General features: G+C 37.5%; 10 protein-coding genes and 1 pseudogene. 5 read left to right on the forward strand and 6 right to left on the reverse strand.

Annotated features, from left to right (window positions below; all coding sequences use genetic code 11):
* Nucleotides 1-49: 49 nt before the first annotated feature.
* From TRESU_RS00500 to TRESU_RS00510, 3 genes are all read right to left on the reverse strand, one after another.
* Nucleotides 50-1,528 (reverse strand): monomeric [FeFe] hydrogenase, encoded by a 1,479-nt coding sequence (locus TRESU_RS00500; RefSeq protein ID WP_013700376.1) that lies wholly within the window; start codon nt 1,526-1,528, stop codon nt 50-52.
* A 267-nt stretch (nt 1,529-1,795) separates the two neighbouring features.
* Nucleotides 1,796-2,476 (reverse strand): MgtC/SapB family protein, encoded by a 681-nt coding sequence (locus TRESU_RS00505; protein WP_013700377.1) that lies wholly within the window; start codon nt 2,474-2,476, stop codon nt 1,796-1,798.
* A gap of 12 nt (nt 2,477-2,488) precedes the next feature.
* A complete protein-coding gene (locus tag TRESU_RS00510) occupies nt 2,489-3,292 on the reverse strand; it encodes a hypothetical protein (RefSeq protein ID WP_041611846.1) in 804 nt (267 codons plus the stop codon).
* A gap of 341 nt (nt 3,293-3,633) precedes the next feature.
* On the opposite strand from TRESU_RS00510, the pseudogene TRESU_RS00515 reads away from it, so the two are divergent.
* The 5 genes and pseudogenes from TRESU_RS00515 to TRESU_RS00530 all read left to right on the forward strand — a co-directional run bounded on the left by TRESU_RS00515 (nt 3,634) and on the right by TRESU_RS00530 (nt 9,243).
* Nucleotides 3,634-4,839: pseudogene (locus TRESU_RS00515) on the forward strand (AlwI family type II restriction endonuclease).
* 30 nt (nt 4,840-4,869) lie between these two features.
* Nucleotides 4,870-5,658 carry an SIR2 family protein gene (locus tag TRESU_RS00520; protein WP_013700379.1) on the forward strand — a complete coding sequence of 263 codons (789 nt, stop codon included), beginning with the start codon at nt 4,870-4,872 and terminating at the stop codon, nt 5,656-5,658.
* Entirely contained in the window at nt 5,639-5,824 is a 186-nt protein-coding gene (locus tag TRESU_RS14805; RefSeq protein ID WP_148228223.1) for a hypothetical protein, read from the forward strand. The genes TRESU_RS00520 and TRESU_RS14805 overlap by 20 nt, the downstream gene beginning before the upstream one ends.
* Nucleotides 5,824-7,500, forward strand: a complete 1,677-nt coding sequence (locus TRESU_RS00525; RefSeq protein ID WP_013700380.1) for an ATP-binding protein — start codon at nt 5,824-5,826, stop codon at nt 7,498-7,500. The genes TRESU_RS14805 and TRESU_RS00525 overlap by 1 nt, the downstream gene beginning before the upstream one ends.
* A gap of 351 nt (nt 7,501-7,851) precedes the next feature.
* Entirely contained in the window at nt 7,852-9,243 is a 1,392-nt protein-coding gene (locus tag TRESU_RS00530) for an MATE family efflux transporter (protein WP_013700381.1), read from the forward strand.
* 115 nt (nt 9,244-9,358) lie between these two features.
* Here the strand turns inward: TRESU_RS00530 and TRESU_RS13935 are convergent, their stop codons facing one another.
* The 3 genes from TRESU_RS13935 to TRESU_RS00545 form a co-directional block, all read right to left on the reverse strand.
* Nucleotides 9,359-9,955 (reverse strand): hypothetical protein, encoded by a 597-nt coding sequence (locus tag TRESU_RS13935; protein ID WP_013700382.1) that lies wholly within the window; start codon nt 9,953-9,955, stop codon nt 9,359-9,361.
* A gap of 35 nt (nt 9,956-9,990) precedes the next feature.
* On the reverse strand, nt 9,991-10,581 hold the full coding sequence (locus TRESU_RS13940) for a hypothetical protein (RefSeq protein ID WP_148228224.1): 591 nt from the start codon (nt 10,579-10,581) through the stop codon (nt 9,991-9,993).
* 143 nt (nt 10,582-10,724) lie between these two features.
* Nucleotides 10,725-11,735 carry a DUF4236 domain-containing protein gene (locus TRESU_RS00545; protein ID WP_013700384.1) on the reverse strand — a complete coding sequence of 337 codons (1,011 nt, stop codon included), beginning with the start codon at nt 11,733-11,735 and terminating at the stop codon, nt 10,725-10,727.
* Nucleotides 11,736-11,746: the final 11 nt, after the last annotated feature.

Consider the following 11,746-nt stretch of genomic DNA (forward strand, 5'->3'; position numbering starts at 1 on the left):
TTCCTATTTTTATTTCTACTTTATTAATAAAATATTCTCCAATTTTGCACTATTTTTCCTGCTCGTCTATTGTGTTTGCAGAGCCGTCCTGCACATATTTTTCTAGCTGGAGTTCGGCCTGTTTTACATTTGTGATTACAGAGGGTCCTGCTATGCATCCGCCTTCGCAAGACATTACTTCAATGAGGTTCGGGGTGTCTGGCTTTGCAGGAATTTTTCCCGAATTTATAAGGCCATAAGCATTTAGGACTTTCATTCCGGCTTTGCTAAGTCCGTTGATTTTTGCGGGGCGCAGAATGGATTTGTCTTTTAAACGGAGCGCAACAGCTTCCATTACGCCGCCTGAACGCGCAAAATTTCTTCCGCTGGCTGTAGGAATTATTGTTTCGTGCCTCTTGTCCATTTCCGCAACATTTATTTCACGCGCTTCAAACAAGGCCGAAATTTCTTCAACAGTTATTACATAGTCAACAAGGTCGTCATCGAATCCTTCGCGTTTTTTTGCAAGGCAAGGTCCTATAAAAACCGTTATGCAGTCAGGGTCGGCTTTTTTTGCGATTTCCGCAGTGTAGTGCATGGGGCTTCTTGTTTCAGAAACGCATGGGATAAGAGCAGGAACGTGTTTATGAACTGCGCGGACGTAAGCGGAACAGCATGAAGTTGTCATCATTTTGTCTCCGCGTGCCATTCGCTCTTCAAATTCTCGGGCTTCGTTGTCGGCGCAGATGTCAGCACCGATTGCAACTTCCCATACACGGTTGAATCCCGCCGCAATCAAAGAAGATTCAAGTTGGCCTGGTGTAACCTTGAACTGGGACGCAATAGAAGGCGCGTAAAGGGCAACAACTTTCTTGCAGTTCATTATGTGCTTTATTACATCAACAAGCTGGCTTTTGTCCATCATTGCGCCGAACGGACATTCACGCATACAGTTTCCGCAGAAAATGCACTTGTGATAGTCGATTTTTTCGTGTCCTTTTTCGTCTTTTGAAATTGCTCCAACCGGGCAGGCTTCTTCGCAAGGAACAGGAATTTTTATAATTGAGTGGTAAGGGCAGTTTTCCATGCATTTTCCGCAGTTGATGCAAAGCTTTTCATCTATAGTCGCCCTTCTGTCTACGGTGATTGCCTTGCGCGGGCAGTTAACCATGCAGGGGCGTGCGTAGCATCCTTGGCAGGCGTTTGTAACCATGTAGTGCGCTTTTACACAGCCGTTGCAGGCTTCGTCAAGAACTGTAAGCATTGGCCAGGTCGGTTTTTCACGTTCCAATGCCTGTTTTGCAAAAGAGCCGAGCGTCGCTTCTTCGTCAATGTTTTCAACTGAAATTCCCATGCGGGCAAGAACTCTCATGCGGAGAATTTCCCGGTCATGGAAAATGCAGCACCTTAAAGGCGGCTTGTCTCTGGGAGCCATTTCACGCGGAATAAAATGCACGCCTTCTTCTAGTTTTCCCTGAAGCTGAAGCTTTGCGATTCTAACAAGGATTTCGCGTTTTATATTTGATGTGTTGTTGTTTATGTTAAGCATTTTATCTCCTGTAAAAAGTTAAAATTAAAACTTCAGTTTTAGGATTGACTTATCTGATTTTATTTTATAGTTAATCTTATGCAATTTCAACGATTATTGAAGGAATACTTCCTAAGAGGCTAAGTGAGTATTCCTAAAGCCCTAAGTAAGTATTCCTAAGACCTGAAGTGAATATTCCTAAGAGCCTTAGAGAGTATTCCTTAGGGTCTTAGGAAGTATTACTCAGCCTCTTAGGAAGTATCGCTACGATCCTTAGGAAGTATTCCTTCAGTCTGTTATTGAAAATTCACTTAAATTTCCTAGCTCTTCAAGAGATTTTATAAGCACGGAAAAATCGTATTCTGTAGGAGATTTTACAAGGTAGTGCAGGATTATCTGCTTTGTTTTTATAATGCGGCTCATGTTCATGTCTGCCACAATCAGTCCGTGCGCTGTGATTGTTTTGCGCAGTTTTTCCATGTCCAGAGAGTCGTTTTCAAAGCACAAGTGAAGGCTTTTTGTTTTTTCAGCCGGAAACCATTTTGTTTCAAGTTTTTCAAGGCGCATAAGAAGAAACAGAACCATTGCAAGCGCGATTCCCACTTGAATGTAAAGCCCGGCTCCAATCGCAAGCCCGAACGCTGATGCAGTCCAGATTATCGCCGCAGAAGTAAGGCCTTTTATGTTCAGCCCTTGCTTCATTATTGCTCCACCGCCAAGGAAGCCTATTCCGCTCACAACTCCAGCCGCAATCCTTGTGGGATCTCCTTTTGCAGCTGCAATAAAACCTTCCGCCTTTGCCATGTAAACAGAAAGAATCGAAAGCAACGTTGAAGAGACACAGATTAGAATCAAAGTTCTCATTCCGATTACCTGATTGTGGCTTTTGCGCTCAAGTCCAAGGAGACCGCCGCACACAGCGCCTGCGGCAACTTTTATAATGCTTTCTGTTAAAAAATCAAGTTCCATCTATTAATATGCTTACCTTTTAAAAAGTTTGAATCCGCTTGAAGGCTTTGCTCCCGGTTTTACCCACTGGGCTTTTTTGCCTGATTTTGAAGCGTCCATTGAGTTTAAGTATGTGCATAGCCATCTGCCAGTTTCGTCATCGCGCCGGAATCCTTCCATTGAATTGTCTCCGCGAATTAAAACAATATTCACAAAAATTGAATCGCTGCAAACCGCCGCAAGATTTTCAGCAAATGAAGCGAATGCGGCTTTTCCTGCTGAAACCAAAGGGGAAGCAATTGCGCTGAGTCCGTCTTTTAGAGCCGGGGAATGAAGCACGTCTATTCTTGAAGGAGTTTCCTTTAGAAGGAAGACAAGTGTTCCAGGACCTTCCGAAGCATCTCTTTTTTGAAAAGATGAAATTATTTCCAGCGCAAGATACTGGTAGCCTGCAATCATTTCGTCGCAGCCACGCGCAATTTCCTCGCTGTCCATTTTTTCAGCTTTGGAAGCAAACCATTCTTCATCAAAGTAAAGAACCGCTTCATCCATTCTGTTGAATATTGTAAGCGTTTGAAGCACAAGAGAGCGTGCCGAAAGCGGAGACGATTTGTTCCATTCAATTGTGCAGATTCCAGATTTTGCCTCAAGATTTTTTTCTTCTTCGTAAGCCGCCTGATTTGCCTTGCGTTCTGCAATTGTAAGTTTTTTTATAGGCTGAACTTCATCTGTCTGCGGTCCGGTTATTATTATGTTTCTGCCCGAAAAAGCAACTCCGTCCGTAAAGCTTCCTGCATCCGGCATATTTTTTCCAGCAATAAGAATTGTTTTTTCCATGTGCAGATTATAGCATAAAAAGTAAGAATAAATAAAGGTTGATGATGATAACAAACAGGGCAAACGCATTATAAATGTATTCAGCATAAAACTGGCTCCTAGTCACGGTTTCCTGATTCAAAATCGCGCAATAATGTGTTTTTGCCCCAGGAACCGTTCCTTCGCGCAAACTTTACTTAAATTATTTATAATGCGTTTGCCCTGTGATAACAAAAATAAAGCTTGAAATTAAATCTGCTGTTTTTTATTTTTAGCACGTTCGTTAAGAAGGAATAAACTTTGATTCATGCGAAGTATGCATGCAATGCCCAATTCTACAAAGACTATAAAAGGAAAAAGGAATTTCAAAACTTGAATTTGGAATTTTTGCCTTGTCTATTACAAATTATGAAGAGGTTGAAAACATTGCAGAACAATTGCTTTGCTTTAGGACAGAAACAGACAAATTGAATGATTCTGAAAAAGAAATTTATATCAAGGATTTCATAAATGAGTATCTAAGAGATTTTAAAAATCCGCAGGAAAATATTCATGAATATACAGATAATATAATCCGTTGCTTGCGATTGACAAAATACATTTATATTCGTGGCGGTGGATATTACATAGATTTAGAGCCAAGACGAATGTTGGAAATAAACGCTATCTTGTCTGATTTGTCAGGATAGGCAGACTATTATTCTGTAGAAAGCTACTACGCTTATATCGGCGATTATTACGGATATACATTGCCTTTTGAATCTGTGGAGAATCTTCAAAAAATAGCTTCTGATGAAATAAACGGTTTAAAAATAGAACTAAGAAAAGAAATATTTGCAATTGAATTAAAAACAGAAATAAAAGAGTTGAAAATTCAGATTGAGAATTTGAGAAAAGAGCGTTTGTCATTACAGAATGAAAAACTGAAATATACCTATAATGATATTGCCAAGATTGATGAAGCTGAAAACGCTTTGAAAAATATAAATAAGCTTGGAATAAAACCGTCTATCGCATTGGAAAAATGGGCGAATATCGCTCTCAATATCATTGATGACGCAACTCTTATAAAGCCAAATTCGCCGCTTGGTGACGATAATGAGCCGACATTTACAGCACCTGCAAAAGTTCCCGATATAGAATGTTATTACGAAAATTTCCAGTCGATATGTGAGGTAACAATGCTTACTGGAAGAGACCAGTGGTTTAATGAAGGTCAGCCAGTCATGCGGCATCTACGTGAGTTTGAAAATAAGAATACATCAGTTCCGAGCTATTGCCTTTTTGTCGCTCCAAGAATACATAACGACACAATCAACACATTTTGGTTTTCTGTAAAATATGAATATGAGGGAGCAAAGCAAAAGATAATTCCAATAACAATCTCTGAATTAATCAAATTGCTTGAAGTTGTAAAATCAGCAAAAAATAACGGAGTGAGAATTTCACATACAGACTTTATGAATTTTTATGACAGATGTGCCGCAATTGAAAACATTGTAACTTCCACTATGTGGCGAGAGCATATTGCAAACGAGATTAAGTGCTTTAAAGAAATGTATATTTAGAATACTTCTAAAAATGGAGAATATAAATTAATGAAAAGAAATGAAATTTATAAACTTATTCAAGAATATTTAAAAGACCCTCCTGTTATAATTTGGGGATCTGGAGCAACAATTGCTTGTGGGTTGCCTTCAATGAATGACTTGAATAATATGCTAAAAGCAAAATTTAGTTTTTTTGATAAAGATAGTACAAATTTGGAAAATGAATTGGGAAAAACTAAATATGAGCCTCATATATCAGAGATTAGAAAATGTATATGGGAATGTATTGCAGAAAAAGATGTGTCTTTCTTAAATAATATTTTAGAAAAATCAGATACATATATAGGTGTAAAAAAATTGATAGAGAAATTCACAGAACCACATCCTAACATTTTAAATATAATTACAACAAATTATGATAGGGTTTTAGAAAATACTATGGCATTGAATAATATTTCTTATACGGATGGTTTTTCTGGTCGTTTATTATCTGTTTTTGATGAAACATTATTCTCGGAAAAGAAAAAGAGTCCTTTTGTAAAATTAATAAAAGTTCATGGTTCTTTAAACTGGTTTTATATAAATGGTGAAACAAGATATTTTCATGGAAATAATAACTTTGACCCCAAAATCATTCCGCCGGGAAAAAATAAATTTCAAGAAGCATTTGCTGAACCTTATAGAACATTGATTCAAAATTCTGACGAAATTATAAAGAATTCAAGAAGTCTATTAGTTGTTGGATTTGGTTTTAATGATGAACATCTTACACCTCAGATAACAACTAAAATAAAAAAAAGGCTGCCCTATAGTTATCTTGACAAAGCAATTAACTGATACAACTAAAAAACAGCTAGAAAATGCCTCTTTTTATTTATGCTTAGAAGAGAGCGAGTGTAGAAAAACAAAAATTTCTTATAAAAAAAGAATGGATTCTTCTGAAGAAACTATAGAAGTAGATGGAGATTTTTGGCAATTAAATAACTTTATGGAGGCTTTATAATGAAATCAAATGAGGATTCTATAGGAACAGTTTTAAGTGTTGATACTGGAACTGTTATAATTAGCGTTGAAAAAGAAGACTTATTGAACAGTGTTCAAGTAAATCAAATTGTTGAGATTGCTTCTACAAAAACAAATGAAAAAATTATCGGTTTAATATCAAAGATAATGAGAAAGGGTGTAGCAGAAGGAATTGATGATAATTCTGAATCTATTGTTATCGAAAATTTGTTGAAAATAAATCTTGTTGGAACTTTGTATGAAAAATTGGGAGATATAGAAAACGTTTTTAAAAGAAGTTTGAATACAGTTCCTTGTGTAAATGCTAATTGTTGGCTTTTGCAAGGAAATGACTTGTCTTCTTTCATGAAATCTATTTCAACAGATACCGATAACCCTCTTAAAATAGGAAGATATACAATATCTGATGATTCTGAAGCAAATCTTGATGGTAATAAGTTTTTCCAACGTCATGCGGTTATTGTTGGTGGTACTGGCTCTGGAAAGTCTTGGACTGTGGCAAATATATTGGAACAGGCTTCAAAATTAAAATCTGTAAATGGAATTGTATTTGATTTGCATGGCGAATACACTCCTTTGGTTAAATTAGAAAATACAGTGTTGCTAAAAATTGCAGGACCAGCAGACAGTGTTTCTGATGAAGTTATATTTCTTCCATATTGGCTTTTATCATACGAAGAAATGGAATCATTTTTACTTGACCGAAGTGATAGTAATGCCCCTAACCAAGCAAGAAAATTATTTGATTTAATAATCGAGTATAAAAAAGAAAAACTTACATCAGAGGATAAAAATGATGTGTTAGCAAATTTCACAATTGAAAGCCCTGTTCCATATTCAATAAATAAAGTATTAGAAGAATTAAAACGATTAGATTCAGAAATGGTTCAAGGTGCAAGAAGTGAAAAGCAAGGTCCGTTAAATGGAAAATTGACAAGATTCGTTCAACGATTAGAAAGTAAGTTAATGGATAAACGTCTGAACTTTATTTTCAATTCAGATGATAAATTGCAAAAGTATGAATGGTTTGAAAGTCTAGCGGAAAAACTATTAGATTTTGGAAATGAAAAAGGTCTGAAAATTATTGACTTTTCAGAAGTTCCTGCAGATATATTGCCTTTAATAACAGGACTTATTGGTAGATTGATTTTTTCAATTCAACAATGGATGTCAGATGATAAGCGACAGCCAATAGCATTATTTTGTGATGAGGCGCATTTATATCTTCCTAATAAAATTTCAGAAGGTATAGAGGAGAGAGGTCTTAAAAGTTTTGAACGAATCGCAAAAGAAGGTAGAAAATATGGAGTTTCACTTGTAGTTATAAGTCAAAGACCATCAGATGTAAACAAAACTATTTTAAGTCAATGTGGAAATTTTATAGCTATGCGTTTAACAAACCCTGAAGATCAGAATGTAATACAGCATTTACTTCCAGATAATTTAGGTGATTTTACAAATGTTTTGCCAATATTAGATGTAGGAGAGGCACTTATCGTTGGAGACTCTTCTTTATTGCCTAGTCGAGTAATTGTAAATGAGCCAACAGTAAAACCAAACAGTGCAACAATTGATTTCTGGACAGAATGGTCAAGAAGCAAGGATTTAAAAGGAATAAAAGAAGCTGTCGAATCTTTAAGAAAACAACATAAATAAAACAAGCGTTAGGGATTGGAAGGGTGAGCGCATTTTGAAAAAAATGTGCGAAAACAAACGCTTGCGTTTGGTCGGAGGCGTAAGCCGTAGCCCTGAAAAGCCCGGCGGTCGCGGCGGTTGAGAGCGCCGTCCGAAGGCGCGAAGCAACCAGAGCGACCGTAACGCCCTAAAACTCTGTGGAAAAATCCTTCCCCCAATCGCTTACACAAAATAAAAAAATTTGGTAATATGGGCGGCAATAAATAAAAATAAAGCAATCTATCTAACGAGCAGCTAAAAGCGTAAGTCCAGTTCGGACACGTTTTTTGGCTGCTTTTTTTTTTGCGGATTGCGTTTTTCTTGAGGTATTTTATGAAAAGTTATGACTTGGGGAGTGAAAAAATCGGGCGGCTTGTGCGGCATTTTGCTGTTCCTTGTGTTATCAGCATGCTGGTCGCGGCGCTGTACAATATTGTTGACCAGATTTTTATAGGGTGGAGCAGCGCGGGTGCGGCGGGAAATGCGGCTACAAATATTGTTTATCCTTTTACGGTTCTGGCTCTGGGGCTCGCGCTTCTTGTGGGCGACGGAGAGGCGGCAATGTTCAGTCTTGCTTTGGGCGAAAAAAACAATGAAAAGGCGGACAGGTGCGTCGGAAGCGGATTTTCTTTTCTGGTTGTTCTTTCGGTTCTGCTGTGCGCGTCGGGATTTTTGTTCAAGAAACAGATTCTTGGAATTTTCGGCGCGAATCCAAATGAAAAGGTTTGCTATGATTTTGCGGACCAGTATTTTACGGTGATTTGCATGGGACTTCCTTTTTACATGATTGGACAGGGAATGAACGGCGCAATCCGCGCGGACGGTTCTCCAAAGTTTGCGATGGCTTGCACTCTGGCAGGCGCGTTTTCTAATCTTGTTTTGGATCCGGTTTTTATTTTTGTGTTTGACATGGGCGTAAAAGGCGCCGCGGTTGCGACTGTAATAGGGCAGGTTTTGACTTTTGCAATGAGCATTGCGTATATTTTTCGCTCAAAGAATTTTCACATCAATTTAAAAAGCATGAAACCTGATTTTTTCCTTCTGGGACGGATTTGTTTTATCGGAGCGGCCTCTCTTATCGTTCAGCTTTCAATCGTGATTGTAATTGCTGTGAACAACAATCTGCTTTCAAGATATGGATATGAAACTTTCGCAAGCACAGGAGTTGCGTTCGGTTCTGTAGTTCCTCTTGCCGTAGTCGGGATTGTGATGAAGGTTTTTGGAATCGTAATTTCGGTTGTGATTGGAATAAGTCTGGGCGGTCAGCCGATAATCGGATTCAATATGGGAGCAGGAAACTCCGGGCGCGTGAAGGAAACTGTCCGGGTGGTTCTGCGTCTTGTGCTTGCAATGGGAACCGCGGTTTTCCTGATTTTTGAATTTTTGCCGGATATGGTTATTTCGATTTTTGGAAAGGGCAACTCGCCTGAATACATGGAATATGCCCGGCTCTGCGTAAGAATCTTTTTAAGCGGAATTATAATGACCTGCTTTATAAAATCCACGTCGATAATTTTGCAGTCAATCGGAAAAAGCGGAAAGTCAACTTTGCTGGCTCTTCTGCGCGACGTTATTATTTTTGTTCCGTCCTCAATAATCCTTGCGACCGTAAGCCAGAATATTGTGACAATGCTCTGGAGCGCGCTTATAAGCGATGCGGTTTCGTTCGTGGTTGCAGTGATTTTTCTGCGTGCGGAGATGAGGAAGATGAATGGCAATTTGTAATGCGTGATGATTAATGCATAATGTTCAAAAATGTAATTTCCCCGCTCGCATCATTGTTGTTAAACGTGCGGTGGGGTTTCTTCCGGTTTCGTGTTTGTTTTATCCGTAAGCAAAATTACAGCACATCATCCAAGTTGTCAAAAGCACTGACTGCATTTGCAAAACCGTATTCAATCCAAATGTATGCCTTGTCGGTGATGTATGTCGCTTGCGTTCTTATGCCGATAGAAATTGTTGTCAATCCGCCGAATTTCTCAAAATTATTTTCGTCAGCAGTCCAATGAAACTCAAAAGTTCTTGAACCTTCTGCAACTGCTGTCATCCAATATTTTTCATCTTGGAAAAGGCTGTCTTTTGAAATTTTGTCAATTTTAGCAAACGTTCCATATTTGCGTTCAAGCGGAGAAAGCAGTTTTGCAAATTCCTGTTTGACTTCCGTTCCGTAGCTGTTTGCCTGAATCTCGCGACTTATTCCTTTTATATAATATAAACCTTCTGTTTCGCTAATCCAGACGACGTATCCTTCAAAAAGAGGATGCGATTTTACAGGCTGGATGTAATACCTGTCATCAGAAATATATTCCGTCTCATTTCCTCCGCAGGCTTTTGTAACGTCTTCAAGCGTCATTCCCATATCCAGCCCGAACGGTCCTGCAAAAACAGAAAGCGAATAAACAAACAGCAAAGTAAAAATTGAAATCAGTTTTTTCATAGTTAAAATCTCCTTGAACAATCATATCATAAATATCAGCAAAGCTCATCAAAAACAGTGCCACCAGTCCATTCATTTTCTCGACCTTGAAGAACAAGAAAAAACTTGTCTGCCCCATCTTTTTCAAAGCAGGTCATATAAACTCTGTGAACAAAAAGATTGTTCTCAAAAGTAATCGTACAGAGACTCCACGGCTTTATCGCATTTATTTCGCGACTTTCTCCTTTTACAATTATCATATCTTCATGCAATGCAGTTTCTAATACGGAAGAAGAATACTGCTTGGTTTTGCTGAATATTTTTCCCTGCTTTAGATTTTCAAAATAATCCTGCAACGGAGTTTCAGTTAGTTCAGTTGGGCAGCAAGGAAATTCCGCAGGAATACGCCATCTTGATTTGTCCTGCGCTGCATTTGGCGAGAGCGACATTATAATATCAGGTTTTGTTCCGTCAGGCTTTTCAAATCCTTCTGGATATTCATATTTAAAAATATTTTTTCTTGTCCGATATACCCATTCTCCAAGACTTCCGCCAGCAGAAACATTTTTATATGAATTCTGATTTGCCCATTGTGTAAGATTTTCAAGGCAAGATTCAGATTCTTTTTGATTTACTAAAACTATCAAACAAATATCAAAAATTTTACTTGCAAGATCATGTTCTGTACTTGCTTGTATTATTTCAAAAGTTCGTTTCTTTATGTTCTTGTAAACCATCTAGAAATCCTTTTCTTATTATCATTTTTCCATATTCATATGAGATTCTATAACTAAAACATTGTTTTCGGTGAATAATTAGGGTTTGAATACATTAAGAGCGTGTTTAATCCCGTATTTGAAGTTAATTCAATTTCGCCATACTCACAGATTGGAATCTGCCTGTTATCTGAAAAACGTCTATCAGGTCCACCGGATTTATTTACGTACTTCCATGTACTCCCAACAACTATTGAATCTTTAGGAACAGATTCTGATTCAACAAACCTTGTCGTTCTTACTTCGCTGGATATGTCAGAATAGTTTAATGCTCCGATTTTATTTTTCTGAATTAGAAATAGTTTATCAGGTAGAAAAATTAGTGTTTCTTTACCAGATTTAAAAACAGAGGCTTTGACTGTTGATTTAAAGGGAAATGGCGTTTTAGAGGACATTTGACACAAAACTCGAACTACAGTGGTGGATGCTCCTGATGAGTATTTTTTATCAATAACTTTACTTGATTGCATTAGTCTCCAAACTTTATTACATTCAGTTAGCTTTAGCATTTCATTAATTCTGTTTTCTACAACTTCTTTTTGATCCTCGTCTATTACATAATCTAATCTAACTCGGCCAAGTGTTTTTACAAGGATTTTCATTAATATGAAAACGAGAGATGATATTGCATAAATAGGTTTCAAAAAAACAAGAAGCAAAGCAAGCCAAAATAGAATGGTTGAAAGTTTATTTAAAACCATAGATATATGTGCTGATTTTAAGATATCTTCTAATCCCTCTGAAACAAATTCATTTGTAACAGTATTCTCAATATTTTGTGTATCATAATGATTATTATCTATTGCTGGTGTATATTGTTGTTGATGGTTAAGTTTATTTTTTCCTGTTTCTTCTGTGAAGGAAATTCCGCTTCCTGGAATTGATGTAGTTCTTCTAACTGTTCCTCTAGCAGTTTTTGTTATTCGATAGCCTTTTACTCCCCAACTATAACCGATTCCAGATTTACTAATATTGATTCGAAATCCACCACCTAAGTTTATACTTTTTCTATATCGGAACCCCATAATTTTCCTCC

This window comes from Treponema succinifaciens DSM 2489, assembly GCF_000195275.1.
In the GTDB taxonomy this organism is placed as follows: Bacteria; Spirochaetota; Spirochaetia; order Treponematales; family Treponemataceae; genus Treponema_D; species Treponema_D succinifaciens.